The organism is Enterococcus sp. DIV1059_2 (genome assembly GCF_051713685.1).
Classification (GTDB): domain Bacteria; phylum Bacillota; class Bacilli; order Lactobacillales; family Enterococcaceae; genus Enterococcus_D; species Enterococcus_D casseliflavus.
The window spans coordinates 1,776,388-1,794,112 of sequence record NZ_JBIOQK010000001.1; the positions used below are offsets into that span (position 1 = coordinate 1,776,388).

At 42.5% G+C, this 17,725-nt stretch carries 15 protein-coding genes; 11 read left to right on the forward strand and 4 right to left on the reverse strand.

What is annotated here, in order from left to right:
• The first annotated feature begins 67 nt into the window (after nt 1-67).
• From IGI72_RS08255 to IGI72_RS08270, 4 genes are read left to right on the forward strand one after another with little or no spacing between them, the layout of a single operon-like run.
• Nucleotides 68-1,033: a PLP-dependent cysteine synthase family protein gene (locus IGI72_RS08255; protein WP_074536418.1), complete on the forward strand. Its 966-nt coding sequence runs from the start codon at nt 68-70 to the stop codon at nt 1,031-1,033.
• Entirely contained in the window at nt 1,023-2,168 is a 1,146-nt protein-coding gene (locus tag IGI72_RS08260) for a cystathionine gamma-synthase (protein ID WP_074934015.1), read from the forward strand. The genes IGI72_RS08255 and IGI72_RS08260 overlap by 11 nt, the downstream gene beginning before the upstream one ends.
• Nucleotides 2,169-2,170: 2 nt before the next feature.
• Entirely contained in the window at nt 2,171-2,815 is a 645-nt protein-coding gene (locus IGI72_RS08265) for a class I SAM-dependent methyltransferase (RefSeq protein WP_074934014.1), read from the forward strand.
• Nucleotides 2,816-2,827: 12 nt separating this feature from the next.
• Nucleotides 2,828-3,283 (forward strand): S-ribosylhomocysteine lyase, encoded by a 456-nt coding sequence (locus IGI72_RS08270; RefSeq protein WP_008382180.1) that lies wholly within the window; start codon nt 2,828-2,830, stop codon nt 3,281-3,283.
• Between the two features lie 95 nt (nt 3,284-3,378).
• Here the strand turns inward: IGI72_RS08270 and IGI72_RS08275 are convergent, their stop codons facing one another.
• Nucleotides 3,379-4,134, reverse strand: coding sequence for a Tat pathway signal sequence domain protein (locus IGI72_RS08275; RefSeq protein ID WP_074934012.1), 756 nt, complete (start codon nt 4,132-4,134; stop codon nt 3,379-3,381).
• Nucleotides 4,135-4,239: 105 nt separating this feature from the next.
• A complete protein-coding gene (locus tag IGI72_RS08280; protein WP_347482757.1) occupies nt 4,240-4,779 on the reverse strand; it encodes a hypothetical protein in 540 nt (179 codons plus the stop codon).
• A 388-nt stretch (nt 4,780-5,167) separates the two neighbouring features.
• On the opposite strand from IGI72_RS08280, the gene IGI72_RS08285 reads away from it, so the two are divergent.
• Nucleotides 5,168-5,407 carry a hypothetical protein gene (locus IGI72_RS08285; RefSeq protein WP_428214425.1) on the forward strand — a complete coding sequence of 80 codons (240 nt, stop codon included), beginning with the start codon at nt 5,168-5,170 and terminating at the stop codon, nt 5,405-5,407.
• Nucleotides 5,408-5,455: 48 nt separating this feature from the next.
• Here IGI72_RS08285 and IGI72_RS08290 read toward each other — a convergent pair whose 3' ends face one another.
• Together IGI72_RS08290 and IGI72_RS08295 are read right to left on the reverse strand one after the other, a co-directional pair.
• On the reverse strand, nt 5,456-6,193 hold the full coding sequence (locus tag IGI72_RS08290; RefSeq protein WP_005225946.1) for an amino acid ABC transporter ATP-binding protein: 738 nt from the start codon (nt 6,191-6,193) through the stop codon (nt 5,456-5,458).
• Between the two features lies 1 nt (nt 6,194).
• Nucleotides 6,195-8,348: an amino acid ABC transporter substrate-binding protein/permease gene (locus tag IGI72_RS08295; protein ID WP_010748161.1), complete on the reverse strand. Its 2,154-nt coding sequence runs from the start codon at nt 8,346-8,348 to the stop codon at nt 6,195-6,197.
• Between the two features lie 270 nt (nt 8,349-8,618).
• Between IGI72_RS08295 and uvrB the strand changes: the two genes are divergently transcribed.
• From uvrB to IGI72_RS08325, 6 genes are all read left to right on the forward strand, one after another.
• A complete protein-coding gene (gene uvrB / locus IGI72_RS08300) occupies nt 8,619-10,610 on the forward strand; it encodes an excinuclease ABC subunit UvrB (protein WP_010748162.1) in 1,992 nt (663 codons plus the stop codon).
• Between the two features lie 13 nt (nt 10,611-10,623).
• Nucleotides 10,624-13,440 carry an excinuclease ABC subunit UvrA gene (uvrA, locus tag IGI72_RS08305; protein ID WP_428214423.1) on the forward strand — a complete coding sequence of 939 codons (2,817 nt, stop codon included), beginning with the start codon at nt 10,624-10,626 and terminating at the stop codon, nt 13,438-13,440.
• A gap of 308 nt (nt 13,441-13,748) precedes the next feature.
• Nucleotides 13,749-15,002 carry a carboxylate--amine ligase gene (locus tag IGI72_RS08310; RefSeq protein ID WP_016610145.1) on the forward strand — a complete coding sequence of 418 codons (1,254 nt, stop codon included), beginning with the start codon at nt 13,749-13,751 and terminating at the stop codon, nt 15,000-15,002.
• A 3-nt stretch (nt 15,003-15,005) separates the two neighbouring features.
• Nucleotides 15,006-15,716: an amino acid racemase gene (locus IGI72_RS08315; protein ID WP_005225951.1), complete on the forward strand. Its 711-nt coding sequence runs from the start codon at nt 15,006-15,008 to the stop codon at nt 15,714-15,716.
• Nucleotides 15,717-15,829: 113 nt separating this feature from the next.
• Nucleotides 15,830-16,720, forward strand: a complete 891-nt coding sequence (gene rapZ, locus IGI72_RS08320) for an RNase adapter RapZ (protein ID WP_005225952.1) — start codon at nt 15,830-15,832, stop codon at nt 16,718-16,720.
• Nucleotides 16,717-17,718 carry a gluconeogenesis factor YvcK family protein gene (locus tag IGI72_RS08325; RefSeq protein ID WP_010748165.1) on the forward strand — a complete coding sequence of 334 codons (1,002 nt, stop codon included), beginning with the start codon at nt 16,717-16,719 and terminating at the stop codon, nt 17,716-17,718. Before rapZ ends, IGI72_RS08325 begins: the two co-directional genes overlap by 4 nt.
• The last annotated feature ends 7 nt before the right edge of the window (nt 17,719-17,725 follow it).

Genomic DNA, 17,725 nt, shown 5'->3' on the forward strand with positions numbered 1-17,725 from the left:
TGCAAATGAAAATGAGTACATGAAGCATACGAGTTGTGCCAAACAAAGTTGAGCGAGGAGTCGAGCGATGATCGTTAATAATATAAAAGCATTGATTGGGCACACCCCATTCTTTGAATTTGATGCCGCAGCATTTGGCGGCAAAAAGGGAAGTACCATCTATGCGAAACTTGAGTATTTAAATCCTGGTGGAAGTATCAAGGACCGCTTAGGAAAGTATTTGATCGATGAAGCGTTTCGCGAGCATGTGATCGATCATGAGACAACCGTTATCGAACCGACAGCGGGAAATACTGGAATTGGTTTAGCTTTAGCTGGAATCGAGTATGGCTTAAAAATGATTTTTGTCATTCCTGAAAAATTTAGCCTTGAAAAGCAGCAACTGATTGAAGCGTTGGGCGGGACCATCGTTCATACGCCCACTGAAGCAGGCATTCAAGGGGCGATTGAAAAAGCAAAGGAAATAGCAAAACAGCTACCAAATAGTTATATGCCAATGCAATTTCACAATCAAAACAATCCTGCAGCCTACCAAGCAACCTTAGGCCCAGAGATCTTTCAGGAGTTATCTGGAAAAATTGACAGCTTTGTTGCTGGAGCTGGCAGCGGGGGGACCTTCGCGGGTGTCGCAACATACTTAAAGAAGCAAAAATCAAGCACTCGACTTGCTGTCGTTGAACCAGAAGGATCGATCTTAAATGGCGGGCCTGCCCATGGACATGAGATTGAAGGGATCGGTGTTGAGTTCATTCCACAATTTTTTGACGATTTGCTTATTGATCAAATTTATACGATCAGTGATGCGGAAGGCTTTGCTTTTACTCGTTACTTGGCAAGAAACTATGGTTTGCTTGTTGGAAGTTCAAGTGGAGCGGCGATGGCAGCAGCAGTAAAAGAAAGCCTCGAATTACCAACTGGAAGCTCGATCGTTACCGTTTTTCCAGATGGTGGCGATCGCTATCTATCAAAACAGATTTATGCGGGTGAATCAGCAATCACCCCATTCATAGGAGGAGTAAACCATGCATTTTAATACAAAAGTAATCCACGGCGGTATCAGCGAAGACGAAATGACTGGTGCTGTTAGTGTGCCAATTTACCAAACATCAACCTATCGGCAAAATGCTCTTGGTCAGCCAAAGCAATATGAATACAGTCGTTCAGGCAATCCAACTCGATTTGCCTTAGAAGAATTGATTGCGGATCTGGAAGAAGGCGCCCAAGGGTTTGCTTTTGCCTCTGGATTAGCAGCCACCCATGCGGTCTTCTCGCTGTTTCAGACTGGAGACCATGTCATTTTAGGGGATGATGTATATGGCGGGACGTTTCGTTTGCTCCATCAAGTATTAGAAAAAAGCGGATTGTCTTATACACTTGTCAAAACAAATGAGCTAGCTGCCGTTGAAGCAGCCATCCTTCCAGAAACCAAAGCGATCTTTCTGGAAACGCCGACTAATCCATTATTGAAGATCACGGACATCGCAATCGTTGCCCAACTAGCTAAAAAACAGGACATTTTGACGATCGTGGATAATACCTTTGCGACCCCTTACTTTCAAAAGCCGCTACAATTAGGCGCAGATATTGTGATTCACAGTGCTACCAAGTATCTCGGTGGACACAGTGATGTAGTAGCTGGGTTAGCGGTTGCCAAAGAGCCAAAAATCGCCGAAAGAATTGCTTTTTTACAAAACGCCATTGGTGGTGTATTGGGGCCTCATGATAGCTGGTTGATTCAACGAAGCATCAAAACTCTTGCTTTGCGGATGGAAGCACATCAAAACAACGCGATGAAAATTGCTCACTACTTACAAGCACATCCAGCTGTCGCAAACGTGTATTATCCAGGATTGATTGCCCATGAAGGACATGAGATCGCCAAATCACAGATGTCTGGGTATAGCGGTATGATATCTTTTGAACTAAACGATGAATCGAAAACAGCAGAATTTGTTGAATCATTAAAGATTTTTACTTTAGCAGAAAGCTTAGGTGGCGTGGAAAGCTTGGTAGAAGTGCCAGCCGTGATGACCCATGCCTCGATCCCTAAAGAAATTCGTGAGCAATCTGGGATCAAAGATGGCTTGATTCGGTTGTCTCTCGGCATCGAAGACGGTGAGGATCTGCAGGCAGATTTAGAGCAAGCGTTTGAAAAGGCAGGTAGCTAGTGATGGGGAGAGAGTTTATTCCAATTTTTTCTGACTGGGCAGCTGAGTACGATGAAACAGTTGCAGGTAAGGATGAAGAGTATCGAGCGGTTTTTTTCAAATATGAACAGTTACTCGCTGAAATTGCTGAAAAAGCAGGGCAGTCTGTGGTAGAATTTGGTAGTGGAACTGGAAATCTAACACAAGCTCTGCTTGATCAAGGAAAAAACGTGCTGGCAATCGAGCCATCGCCAGAGATGCGGCGAATCGCCAAGTCAAAACCCAGTCTTTCTAAAGTGATTTTTGTAGATGGTGATATGGAGGTTTTTCCCGAGATCACGGATGTGATTGATACGATCGTTTCTACCTATGTTTTTCATCATCTTACGGAGGACGAAAAACAACGGGCAATCGGCAAATATGCTGCGATGCTGCCCAAAGGCGGGAAAGTGCTTTTCGGGGATACGATGTTTCTTTCTCTAGCCCACCAAATGGAACGAATCGATGAAGCACGGCAAGCTGGTCACCAGCGACTAGCCGCTGATCTGCAAAGAGAGTACTATCCAGTTATAGCGGATATCGAACGATACTTTCGTCAGCATGGGTTTACCAGTCGTTTTAAGCAGATCAATGAGTATGTTTGGCTTGTGGAAGCACAAAAAGAGTAGGAGAGAAGTACAATGAAAATGAATGTTGAAAGCTTTAATTTGGATCATACGAAAGTCAAAGCACCTTATGTACGGGTTGCCGATAAAAAACAAGGAACGAATGATACCATCATCAAATATGATGTCCGTTTGAAGCAGCCGAACCAAGCGCATATGGATATGGCAAGTCTGCACTCGCTAGAACATTTGACGGCAGAATTGATTCGTAATCATGCGGATTATATCGTGGACTGGTCACCAATGGGCTGCCAAACCGGCTTTTATTTGACTGTCTTGAATCACGACGATTATGAAGAGATTTTGACCGTCCTAGAAAAAACCATGAAGGACGTTTTGCAAGCAACTGAAGTACCTGCCAGCAATGAAGTGCAATGCGGTTGGGCGGCGAACCATACCTTAGAGGGTGCGCAAAAATTAGCGCAAGAATTTCTTGATGAACGTGACAATTGGTCGACCGTTTTTGCCTAAATAAAAATAGAAGTAGAAAAAAGGTGCCAGCGTTTGGATTCGCAGACGCCTTTTTTGTTAAACCCGCAAAGAGACGGGGGTTCGATAGTTTTTGTTTATGGTTCTACTGCTTGGACAGTGATGCCGACTCCGTTTGGATTATAGGTTTGACTAATGTAAAACTCAAATCCTTCATGAACAAAGAAAAGTCTCCGAATGGCGCTAACGTCTCTGATGTGAGCATCTAAACCATACTGTTCGATCAATGTCTCTTTGATCTCCTCAATATCATCCTCTTTCCCGAATTGTGAGAAATCAATACCGAAAAATTCTGGGACATCAACCAATGTGATTCTAGATAAATGTTCATTTCCCGCGTTATCGGAGTCAAAATCAAAGCTGATTTTGGACAGTTTGTCCCTTGAACCTAAAGGAACTCTTTTTGTCTCGAGAGCGCTGCTGTCAGCCATCGTTGATAACAAATCAATGGCTGAATCAGGTAAACGAGTGGTTACTTTTCTTACTTCATCAACCATTGCTCCTTGATCGGGAGAAAAAACTTTTCTAGTCTCTTCCGTGACGATCACATTTTCGCGGCGCCGCTTTCGGTTAATGGCACTGCGCTCTTGGTTTACCCGATCACTACGTTTGATGAGATCGAGGCCAAGATCGCTGATGGATTCAGGGGAAGGTCTTTCTTCCAGTAAAGCAGTTAAGTAATCAATCTCTAAAAACTGCTCGTAGGCAGCTGCTGGTTGATTTTCGCTGTAGAAGAGGACAGCTCCGAGTAAAAAACAACTAATGCCCAAACAAAGCAAAAGACTTCTTCTGCGATGCTCCCGGATTTTTTTCTGAGGACGATTCAGTTTCATTTTATCCTTCAACTCCTAAGTTTTTTAGACGACTCATGATAATAGAGGTGTTTGAATTTCATCACGCATTTTGCCAATCTTAGTTACGAGAGATCGCTTAATGGATTACTCAATTTCTGATTCAGAAAACTGATCATGCCAGGTAACGCCAGTAACGGTTCGGTTGGAAAGGGTAACGATGATCGCTTCGCCCTCTTGATTGATCCAGGCATTGGATTCCACGCCTAGAATCGCTAGTCGCCAAGAAGGCAGCCCACCCATGATCTCTAATACTTGATCGCAGGACATTCCTTCTTGCAATTGGTGGAGCAAATCTTTGGTGACGGTTCTATTCCAACGTCGTGGCAATCCAATCTGCAATTGCTCGCAATAGGAGAAGTGAGAGGTGGATTCTTCGGTACTTACTGACTGTTGATCAAGGCTGTCAGAAGAGCTGCTTATGTCAATTGTAGTAGACGTTGTTTGCTTTTCAGTAGAGGAAGAGCTTCTAACTTCCGAATCTTTTGGCAATGATTGAGAAGTCACCGCTGTTTCTAATGAAGAACTGCTTTGTCGCGTTTCATCCAGGAGTTCGTCAATCAGGGTACAGCCTGTGAGTGATAAGGAAAGGAAAATCAGTAAGGGAAAGAAATAGATGGTTTTCATACGATGTATGCCTCCAAAGTAATTTTCTGCATTTTTCTTTTGTTGTTATTTTAAGGTTGGTTTTTTATAAGAAGGGTTCTAACCGATGTTTAAACAAAAGAATCAATGTATTTTTACAGCTTATACAGTTATGGAGGGAGTGTTCTTTAATAAGTGTAACATGCCACTCCTGATCTGACTACTCGATTTCAAACTACATTTCATAGTTTTAATAAAATTTAGTCTCTATTCCTGATGATTATGAAATTCACGTGATATACTATAGTCAACTACAAGATAAAAAAATACGGCTTCAGTGGTAAAGGGCATTTGACGCAAACAGATCGTTGGGAATGTTTTCGAGCATTTGAATGTGGCATTGTTTTAATAGAAAAGAGAGGAAGAGGGAATGAAGATTTTAAGGGACTGGCAAGCAAAACATCAAGCGAAAAAAGAAGCAAAAAAACAGGCACTACGGTTAAAAAATGCCAAGCTTCGTGCAGCGGGGAAAGAGCCGTTGAAGGGCTGGGGGAAAATGGTTGATACTGGCATCGGCGGGGCGAACAAAGCAAACCCCATCGATACAAAAGTGTTTTTGGGGGAAAATCAAAAGCGGATCGCAGATGAATCGAAACGGAACAAACAATAAAGAAAACCTCTGCAACAGTTCCTTCGTCGGACTGTTGCAGAGGCTTTTTTAAATATTCAATACTTTGTCTAAGAAGTCTTTGGTACGCTCATGCTTAGGATTGGTAAAGATTTGCTCAGGTGTACCGTCTTCCAAGAAGTTCCCGCCGTCAATAAACATCACACGGTTTGCTACTTCTTTGGCAAACCCCATCTCGTGAGTAACGATCACCATGGTCATTCCTTGTTTTGCCAAATCCTTCATAACATTGAGTACATCGCCAACCATTTCTGGATCGAGTGCGGAGGTTGGTTCATCGAACAACATCACATCGGGATTCATTGCTAAAGCTCTAGCGATCGCCACCCGTTGTTTTTGTCCTCCAGACAGATTGTCAGGGTACATGTCTTTTTTATCTGCCAAACCGACCGTTTCTAATAAACGAATTGCGTTCTTTTCCGCTTCTTGCCGAGAAGCATTTTTTAGATCCATCGGTGCTAAAATGATATTTTCTAAAACCGACAAGTGAGGGAAGAGATTGAAATGCTGAAACACCATGCCGATATGTTGACGAACAGCATTGATATTGGTGTTTTTATCCATCAGATGTGCGCCGTCAACGATAATATCGCCGCTGGTTGGTTCTTCTAAGCGGTTCAAACAGCGTAAGAACGTCGATTTCCCGGATCCTGAAGGACCGATCACACAAACGACTTCTCCTTCAGCGATTGAAACATTGATATTGTTCAATACGGTATTATCGCCGTATTTTTTTACAAGATTTTCAACTAAGATTTTTTCTTTCATGCTATTTCACCTTCTTTTCTAAAACTTTTGCAAGTTTCGTTAAAGCTGTGATCACGACTAAGTAAATAATCGCGATGATCAAGTAAACATAGGTACTTTGCGTAGTCCGAGCAACGATGATTTTCCCAGTTTGCAATAATTCTACGACTCCGATAACCGAGATGATCGTTGTATCTTTCAACGAGATAACGAATTGGTTAACGAAAGATGGAATCATGATTTTGATCGCTTGCGGTAAAATGATTTTCTGCATTGTCCGAGTGTAGGTCATCCCCAAACTACGAGAGGCTTCCATCTGACCTTTTGGCACCGCATTGATCCCGCCACGGACGATCTCAGCGATATAGGCACTGGCATTTAAAGTCAATGTAATGACCCCGGCTGCAAAGTCGGGAATCGTGATACCAATGGCATCGGAAAGGCCGAAGAAGATGAAGAAAGCCAATACCATCATAGGAATACCACGAATGATATCAACATAGATCCCTGCAAAAACCCGCAATGCTTTGATTGGAGCAACACTAAATAGTCCAAAAATGATGCCGATCACTAATGCTAAGGCAAAAGAAATCAATGCTAGTAAAAGGGTATTCCATAAACCTTTTAATAAGACGTTATAGTTGTTGCTGATCAAACCAGTGATCGTTGATTCATCCACTCGTTTTTCTGTGGCAGAGCCATCTTCAATGTATTTATTGATGATTTGATCGTACTCGCCAGTCCGTTTCATTTCTTTCAATGCTTCATTGAACATTTGGATCAGTTCAGGATTTTGGCCTTTTTTCACCGCAAAACCGTACTGACCGCCAGATTCTTTTTCAATCGGTGTCACTAGTTTTTGACCTTGGCTGATGGCATAACCGATCACTGGATAATCATCCATCATGGCATCGATTTGTCCGCCGTTAACAGCTGCATATAATTGATCGGCTGCATCATAATATTTGATCGAATAGCCATATTTTTCTTCGTTGGCGATCAAGAAGTCTGCACTTTCTGTTCCCACTTTCGCACCAACGGTTTTTCCATCTAAATCTTCATAGGAATTGATGGAATCATTGCCTTCTTTAACAGCGATCTGAATGCCGCTTTCAAAGTAAGAGTCTGAGAAGTCGTAGGATTGGCGACGCTCATCAGTGATCGTCATCCCAGCGATCATCCCATCTGCTTGGTTACCATCCAAGGCTTGCAAAGCTCCTGAAAAACCGATGAAATTGAATTCAATGTTGAACCCTTGCAATTCTGCCGCCCGATTCATTAAATCCACATCGATCCCTACATACTCATTGTCTTCATTTTGGAATTCAAATGGAGCGAAGGCGGAGTCACTGGCAATTCGGTAAACATCTTTCTTTGGTTCGACTTTCACCATTTCACTGGTGTCTGCATCTGAATCAGACGTTGTGATGTAAGTATTGACGATTTCGTCGTATTTGCCAGAAGCTTTCATGTTGGCTAAACCAGCATTGAATTTTTCAAGTAGTTCTTGATTTTGGCCTTTTCTGACAGCGAATCCGTAAGAAGCACCTTTTTCAGGTTCGCCGACAAGTTTCATCGGTTCGCCGTTGTTGATGGCATAGCCAAGCACTGGATAATCATCAAAAGCGGCTGCCACAGTACCATTGCGTACAGCGCCATACAACCCAGTAGCGTCATCATAAAGTTTGATGTCGTAGCCATATTGGTCTTTATTTTCTTCTAAAAAGCGGGCACTTTCGGTACCAACCTTTGCACCGACCGTTTCGCCCTCAAGATCTTCGTAGCTAGTAATGCTGTCATTGTCAGCAGCTACCGCCATTTGAATCCCACTATCAAAATAAGGATCTGAGAAATCAAACGTTTCTTTACGTTCATCAGTGATGCTCATCCCAGCAATCATGCCATCTAACTGATTTGATTGCACGCCTTGAATGGAGGCGTCAAAACCTAAAGGACGTAAATCAACTGCAAAACCTTGATCTTCAGCGATCGCGTTTAATAAATCTATATCGATCCCAACGTATTCATTATTTTCATTTTGGAATTCGAAAGGAGCAAATGTTAAATCTGTTCCTATCTTATACGTAGTTTCCTCCGCACTTGCTGACTTTACTGATAGCGTAAAAATGCTGATAATCAGCGCGATTAAAGCGAAGGACATGTGTTTTCTTTTCAAGAAAATTCCCCCTTTAGATATAACGTATTTATAGATTATATGGATTTTTTCTTCAACACACAAGTCTTTCTCTTTAAAAATATGACAAAATTGCTTAAACCTCACATCAGATGTTAGAAAATCAAACATGTTAAGTTATGCTTAATCGCATGAAACTTTCAAAGCAAATGATGGCGAAAGTATGTTCGCTATGATATACTTATTTATGGAAAAGCGGCAGCGAGTTTTTCTTTTTTTGTTGTCGTTTAGAATAATCGAGGGGGAATGAAGATGATCGAAAGAACAACTTCCCATGAATTTGACTTAGTATCAAAATATCAACCAGCTGGGGATCAACCAGAAGCGATCCATCAATTGGTTGACGGGGTGGTCGGTGGAAAAAAAGCACAGATTTTGTTGGGAGCCACTGGGACCGGTAAGACTTATACGATTTCTAATCTAATCAAGGAAGTCAATAAACCGACATTGATCATTGCCCATAATAAAACACTGGCTGGACAATTATATGGCGAGTTCAAGGACTTTTTCCCAAATAATGCGGTCGAGTACTTTGTCAGTTACTATGATTACTATCAACCAGAAGCGTATGTTCCTTCCAGTGATACATACATCGAGAAAGACTCCAGTGTCAACGATGAAATCGATAAGCTGCGTCACTCGGCCACAAGTTCTTTATTAGAGAGAAACGATGTGATCGTTGTAGCTTCTGTCTCTTGTATTTTCGGTTTAGGTTCGCCGATCGAGTATGCCAGACAGGTTGTTTCTTTACGAGTAGGGATGGAAAAGTCTCGCGATCAACTATTAAAAGAATTGATCGAGATCCAATTTGAACGAAACGACATCGATTTTCAACGGGGACGTTTTCGCGTACGTGGCGATGTTGTGGAGATTTTCCCAGCTTCTCGTGATGAGCGAGCGTTACGCATTGAGTTTTTTGGCGATGAAATCGATCGGATTCGTGAAGTCGATGCCTTGACGGGCGAGATCATGAGTGACACCGAACATGTGTCGATCTTTCCAGCAACTCACTTTGTGACCAATGAAGACCATATGGAACATGCGATTGCTTCGATCCAAAGTGAACTCGATGAACGACTGAAAGTTTTGCGAGCAGAAAATAAGCTGTTGGAAGCACAGCGTTTAGAGCAGCGAACCAACTATGATATTGAAATGATGCGAGAAATGGGGTATACCTCAGGGATCGAAAACTACTCTCGCCACATGGATGGACGAAAAGAAGGCGAACCGCCTTATACGTTATTAGATTTCTTTCCTGATGACTTTCTGATCGTTATTGATGAATCCCACGTGACCATGCCGCAAGTTCGTGGGATGTATAATGGTGACCGTGCTAGAAAACAAATGTTAGTGGATTATGGTTTCCGTTTGCCTTCTGCACTGGATAACCGTCCGCTACGCTTGGAAGAATTTGAGAAGCATGTCAACCAAATCGTCTATGTTTCAGCAACACCTGGACCATATGAATACGATCAAACCGATACCGTCATTCAGCAAATCATTCGTCCGACTGGTCTGTTAGATCCGGTGATCGAAGTACGACCGATTATGGGTCAAATTGACGACCTCGTAGGAGAAATCAATGAGCGAGTCGAGCGAAATGAACGGGTCTTTGTCACGACCTTGACGAAAAAAATGTCTGAAGATTTGACGGATTACTTTAAAGAATTAGGGATCAAAGTCAAATACCTGCACAGTGACATCAAAACATTGGAACGAACAGAGATCATTCGCGACCTGCGTCTCGGTGAATTTGATGTACTGGTCGGAATCAACTTATTGCGAGAAGGGTTAGACGTCCCAGAAGTTTCCCTGGTTGCGATCCTTGATGCCGATAAGGAAGGCTTCTTGCGCAGCGAGCGTTCATTAGTCCAAACCATCGGACGAGCAGCTCGTAACTCAGAAGGAAAAGTAATCATGTACGCCGATAAAATGACCGATTCGATGCAGCGAGCGATCGACGAAACAGCGCGACGCCGAAGTATTCAAGAAGCCTATAACGAAGAACATGGAATCGTACCGAAAACCATCATCAAAGAGATTCGCGATCTGATCGCAATCACGAAAGTGGCGGAAGAAACTGGCGAATACACCACGACTTCTTATGAAGAGCTGAGTCGTGAAGAAAAAGCAACCTTGTTGTTGAAATTAGAAAAAGAAATGAAAGATGCTGCGAAAGCACTGGATTTTGAAACGGCTGCTACCTTGAGAGATACTATTCTTGAGCTAAAAGCTGCTGATTAGAAGGAGAAACAATATGGCAAATGATAAAATCGTGATCCATGGGGCACGGGCCCATAATTTAAAAAATATCGATGTGACGATTCCCAGAGACCAGCTCGTTGTTGTAACTGGTCTTTCGGGTTCAGGGAAAAGCTCCTTAGCATTTGATACGTTGTATGCCGAAGGACAGCGCCGATATGTCGAAAGTCTATCGGCGTATGCCCGTCAGTTTTTAGGGCAAATGGATAAACCCGACGTAGATAGCATTGATGGACTTAGTCCAGCGATTTCTATCGATCAAAAAACCACCAGCAAGAACCCGCGATCAACAGTGGGGACGGTTACTGAAATCAATGATTATCTGCGGCTTCTTTACGCCAGAATCGGTCACCCAATCTGTCCCAATGATCATATTGAGATTACTAGTCAGTCGGTTGAGCAGATGGTGGATGAAGTTTTGGCATTACCAGAACGCACCAAGATCCAATTGTTGGCACCTATCGTTTATCAAAAGAAAGGGCAGCACAAAAAAGTCTTCGAACGTATCCAAAGAGAAGGTTATGTTCGGATGCGGGTGGATGGCGAAGTCTATGATGTCTCCGAAGCGCCTGAATTAGAAAAAAATAAAAAGCATGATATTGCCATCATCATTGACCGAATCGTTGTAAAGGAAGGCATCCGTTCTCGTCTGTTTGATTCCTTTGAAGCGGCATTACGTTTAGCTGATGGCTATGCGGTAGTCGATGTGATTGGTCAAGAAGAGATGCTTTTCAGTGAACATTATTCTTGTCCGTATTGTGGCTTTACAGTTGGTGAATTAGAACCACGGCTCTTTTCATTCAATGCGCCTTTTGGTGCTTGTCCAGACTGTGATGGTCTTGGTGTGAAGCTAGAAGTCGATGTCGACCTAGTGATTCCCGATCAAAGCAAAACGTTGCGTGAAGGCGCACTATTACCTTGGAACCCAATCAGTTCACAGTACTATCCGCAAATGCTGGAACAAGCCTGTCAAGAGTTCAATATCGATATGGACACACCCTTTGAAGAGCTGCCAGAAGAACACAAAGACATTATTTTGAATGGTTCGAATGGCGAAATTTTCCATTTCCATTATGAGAATGATTTCGGTGGCGTGCGTGATGTTGAGGTAGCTTTTGAAGGAATTTTACCAAATATTAAGCGCCGTTATCATGAAACCAACTCTGATTTCACCCGTGATCAAATGCGTTTGTATATGACGGAATTGACTTGTAAAACTTGTCATGGCTATCGTTTGAACCCTCAAGCGCTGTGCGTGCAAGTCAACGGAAAACACATTGGTGAAATGAGCGAGATGGCAATCAACAATGCGTTGAACTTTGTCGAAGAATTGAAACTATCGGAACAAGAGCAAATGATCGCACGTCCGATCGTGAAAGAAGTCGATGATCGTTTAAGCTTCTTGAAAAATGTCGGATTGGACTATTTGACCTTGAGTCGTGCATCAGGCACACTCTCTGGTGGGGAAGCGCAACGGATTCGTTTGGCAACACAAATCGGCTCCAATTTGTCTGGGGTGCTTTACATTCTTGATGAGCCATCGATCGGTCTTCACCAACGGGATAACGATCGCTTACTAGATTCATTGCGGAAAATGCGTGATCTTGGGAATACCCTGATCGTCGTTGAGCATGACGAAGACACGATGCGGGCAGCGGACTACTTGATCGATGTCGGTCCAGGTGCAGGACACGCAGGTGGCGAGATCGTCGCTGCAGGCACTCCTGATGAAGTCGCAGCCAATGCGTCTTCCTTAACAGGTCAGTACTTATCAGGAAAACGAAAAATCCCGACACCAACGGAACGCCGCAAAGGCAATGGTGAAAAGATTCGTGTGACCGGTGCTTCTGAGAATAACTTGAAAAACATTTCGGTCGATTTTCCATTAGGAAAGTTCGTCGCCGTTACTGGGGTCTCTGGCTCTGGTAAATCGACATTAGTCAACGAAATTTTGAAAAAAGCCTTGGCGCAAAAAATCAATCGGAATTCGAACAAGCCTGGTCGCTTTAAAACCATTACTGGTTATGAAGCGATTGAGAAATTGATCGATATCGATCAAAGCCCTATCGGTCGGACGCCTCGAAGCAATCCAGCAACGTATACCAGTGTCTTTGATGACATTCGCGATTTATTTGCTAAAACCAATGAGGCGAAAGTCCGTGGTTATAAAAAAGGCCGCTTTAGTTTTAATGTAAAAGGTGGACGTTGTGAAGCATGTAAAGGGGACGGAATCATCAAGATCGAGATGCACTTCTTACCTGATGTCTACGTACCTTGTGAGGTTTGTCATGGCAAACGTTATAACTCAGAAACGTTAGAAGTTCATTACAAAGGAAAAAATATTTCGGAAATCTTAGATATGACCGTGGAAGATGCAGTGGAATTTTTCCAACATATTCCTAAAATCCATCGAAAATTGCAAACGATCGTCGATGTCGGTCTAGGTTATGTCACGATGGGACAACCAGCGACTACTTTGTCTGGTGGGGAAGCGCAACGGATGAAGCTTGCCAGTGAACTGCACAAAAATTCCAATGGCAAGAGTTTTTATATCTTAGATGAACCAACGACTGGTCTGCATACGGATGATATTGCCCGTTTGTTGAAAGTTTTGGAACGATTTGTCGACGCTGGCAATACCGTTTTAGTGATCGAACACAACTTGGATGTCATCAAATCAGCGGACCATGTGATTGATCTAGGTCCAGAAGGTGGCGAAGGCGGTGGAACGATCATTGCAACTGGTACACCAGAAGAAATTGCTGCGGTTTCTGAAAGCTACACCGGTCATTATTTGAAAAAAGTCCTTTAAGCAAGGAAAAGAGCACTCACTTTTTTACTTGTCTGTCAATAGGTTTCGCTAAAGTTTAAGGAAGCGTGAAATATCTGCAAATTTCATGATAAGGGCTTGAAATCAAAATTTTATTTGATAGAATAGCAATAGGTATACGTATATTCGCATTGAATAAACTGCCTATAAGTTCTATCCGTTCAAAGTGGGAGAAAGCAATCAAAGATAGATACTTTGATTGCTTTTTTCTTTGTGGTATTATAATTCTATTGTAATTAAACGAAACGAGAGAGGTCGTTTTTCGTATTCAAAAGAGAGAGTGATTTTTGATGAGTCAGGAAAATTTTCTTCCCATATTATTAGGAAGCGATATGAATGTTTATGGTATGGCCAGAGCATTCCACGAAGCATATGGCATTCAATCAGTTGCTTATGCTGGTGCGGAACTTGCGCCAACCCGCTTTAGTAAAATTGTTACAATCAATCAAGTGGAAGGTTTTGACCATGATCCAGGATTCACTGAGACGTTGATCAAGTTAGGTAAAAATACTTACAACGATCCTGCCATGAAATATTTATTGATTCCCTGCGGCGATGGCTATGCAGAACTGTTAGCGAAGCATAAAGAAGAATTGAAGCCTTATTATACCTTTATTGCCAATGACTATTCCTTATTAAAACGGTTGATCAATAAAGTCAGTTTTTACGAAGTTTGCGAGGAATATGGCTTGCCTTATCCTAAGACCTTCATTTTAACACCTGAACTGTTGACGGAAGGAACGTTCAAAGGAGAGCTGCCTTTTGATTTTCCTGTGGCTTTGAAACCAGCAAATAGTGTCGCGTGGCTGTCAGTTGATTTTGAAGGTCGCAAAAAAGCCTTCATTATTGACAATCGAACAGAATTTGAAGAAATCGTTTCTCGCATTTATCAAGCGGGTTATCAATATGAAATGATCGTCCAAGATTTTATTCCTGGCGATGACAGCAACATGCGGGTCTTAAATGCCTATGTTGATGAGAATCACGAAGTTCGCGTGATGGGCTTAGGTCATCCTTTGTTAGAGGATCCAACGCCTGGAGCTGTTGGGAATTATGTCGTGATCATTCCAGATGAAAATGATCAAATCTATCAAATGATTCGTAAGTTTTTAAAAGAGATCGAATATGTTGGATTTGCCAATTTTGACTTGAAATATGATGCGCGAGACGGTCAATATAAATTATTTGAAATCAACTTGCGTCAAGGAAGAAGCAGTTTCTTTATTACCTTAAGCGGATTGAATCTGGCGAAGTTCATCACAGAGGATTTAGTCTTCGAAAAACCTTACACAGAAACGGTTTATGGCAAAGCTGACGCGCCTGAAGCGAAATTATGGCTAGGGGTACCAAAAAACATTTTCTTGACTTATGCAAAAGAAAATCCTGCGAAAGAACGCGCAAAAAAATTATTAGCAGAGAATCGCTGGGGAACGACTGTCTTTTACAAAGAAGACTTATCTCTAAAGCGTTGGATTCTATTAAAGAGAATGTTCCATCTGTACAACAAACGATTCAAAACGTATTTCCATACGAAAGAAGGCTAGAAGATGGAGAATTTTTTTAGTATTTTAGGCGGCATGGGAACGTTAGCGACGGAAAGTTTTGTCCGCATTTTAAACCGACGGACACAGACCCATAAAGACCAAGATTACTTGAACTATGTTTTATTCAATCATGCGACAGTCCCAGATCGGACGGCATATATTTTAGACAACACGTTAGAAAACCCTGTTCCATATTTAATGGACGACATCGAAAAACAAAATTTGTTAAAGCCAAATTTTATTGTGTTGACTTGTAACACTGCCCATTATTTTTTTGATGAGCTGCAAGCTGCCACTGAGATCGAGATTTTGCATATGCCTCGTGAGGCTGCGAAAGTCGTTTTTGAAAAAGGCGTCACTGGAAAAGTGGCCTTTCTTGGGACAGAAGGCAGTGTCAAAGCTGGCATCTATGAAAAAGAATTGCGGAAGTTCGGACTTGACGTCTATCTTCCAGAGCCGACGATCCAAAAAAAGGTCAATACATTGATCTATGATCGAATCAAAGAAAATGATCATTTGGATCAAGAACTTTACTTTGAGATACTGGAAGAAGTCACCGAACGTATCGGCTGTGAAAGCGTAGTGCTTGGATGTACCGAGTTGTCCTTGATGGATGAATTTGTGACTGATAATCCGTATCCAGTCGTCGATGCCCAATCGATTTTAGTTGATCGGACGATCGAAAAAGCATTGGCAAATCGCCAAGCAATCTAAAGCTGATAGCGACGTTAGCGGCATTTTTTGAGCTAACGTCTTTTTTTATGCCAGTGTTCCAATGATACGCCCGGCATGATATAATAGAGTTGTTTCAGAAAGGAGTTTTACCTATGACTGAAGTGGATCATTTAGAATTGGTCATTATTACTGGGATGAGCGGAGCCGGCAAAACGGTCGCGATCCAGAGTTTTGAAGATATGGGGTACTTTTGTATCGATAATATGCCCCCAAGCTTGATCCCTAAATTTTGGGAACTGATCAAAGAATCAGGAAAAGTGACAAAAATTGCCTTAGTTGTCGATCTGCGTTCAAGATCGTTTTTTGAAGAAATCCAAAGTATGCTGATCGATATTGAAAACACGAATTTTATTGACACACGGATGCTCTTTTTAGATGCATCGGACAATGAATTGGTGTCAAGATACAAAGAAACGAGAAGAGCACATCCATTAGCGATGGATGGCTTAGTTACGGAAGGGATTCGCAAAGAGCGAGCGATCTTAAACGATTTGAAGACGCGTGCCAGTATTGTTATCGACACAACGACGCTGACCCCACGGCAATTGAGAGAAAAAATCAATCAAGAATTTCGTGCTTCTCATGAGACAGGGTTTCGTATTGAAATACTTTCGTTTGGCTTCAAGTATGGCTTGCCGATCGATGCTGATATTGTGATGGATGTTCGTTTCTTACCGAATCCACATTATATTCCAGAGTTGCGTCCTTTAACGGGTAAAGATGAACCCGTGTATGAGTACGTCATGTCTTTTCCAGAAACGGAAGAATTCTATCAGCAATTTAGTACACTGCTGCAAACGATCATGCCAGGCTATGTCAAGGAAGGCAAAAGCAGCTTGACGGTGGCTATCGGCTGTACTGGGGGCCAACACCGTTCAGTTGCATTATCTGAGCGCATCGGTGCGGTTTTGGCAGAAGACTATCGCGTCAATATTACTCATCGCGACAAAGATAAGCGTAAAGAGACGGTGAATCGTTCATGAAAATGAAAACGTACCGAATCAGAAAGCCGAAGATCGTTGTGGTAGGTGGCGGAACTGGGTTACCAGTCATCCTGAAGAGCTTGCGGAATCAGGGTGTCGACATCACAGCGATCGTTACGGTCGCTGATGATGGCGGTAGCAGCGGAGAGATTCGCAATTTGGTTTCCTCTATCTCGCCACCGGGGGATCTGCGCAATGTTTTGGCGGCTCTATCTGATATGCCGCAACTGTATAATGATATTTTTCAATACCGTTTTAAAGCCGAAGACAAATTTTTAGCCAATCATGCCCTGGGGAACTTGATAATTGCGGCGATTGCTGAAATGCGCAGCAGTACCTATGAAGCCATTCAAATTTTGTCAAAAATCATGCATATCGATGGACGAGTTTATCCTTCGTCAGATCTGCCATTGGTGTTGCACGCTGTTTTTAAAGACGGCACCGAAGCGGTAGGAGAGTCCAAGATCGCGGTTGATCGCAAAACGATCGATCGGGTCTTTGTTCGTAATCAAGAAAATAATGATGAGCCGAAAGCAGCTCGTAAAGTTGTTTCTTCAATTATGGAGGCAGATATGATCGTCTTGGGTCCTGGTAGTCTCTTTACTAGTATTTTGCCCAATCTCATGATTAGCGAGATCGGCCAAGCAATGTTGGAAACACAAGCTGAAACGGTTTATATTTGTAATATCATGACCCAAAAAGGTGAAACTGAACACTTTAGTGATGCCGACCATGTGCGGGTCCTGCATAAGCATTTAGGCAAACCCTTTATTGATACGGTGTTAGTCAACACCGAGAAAGTTCCAGAAGGGTATATGGACCCAGAGATTTATGATGAATATCTTGTACAAGTGAAACACGATTTCCAAGGACTGCGAGAAGAAGCCAGCCGTGTCATTTCAGCTGACTTTCTGGAGCTTAGAGATGGCGGAGTTTTTCATGACGGAGATAAAGTGATTGAAGAACTTCTACGTATCGTTTACGGGGCCAAAATCTAAGAAAGGA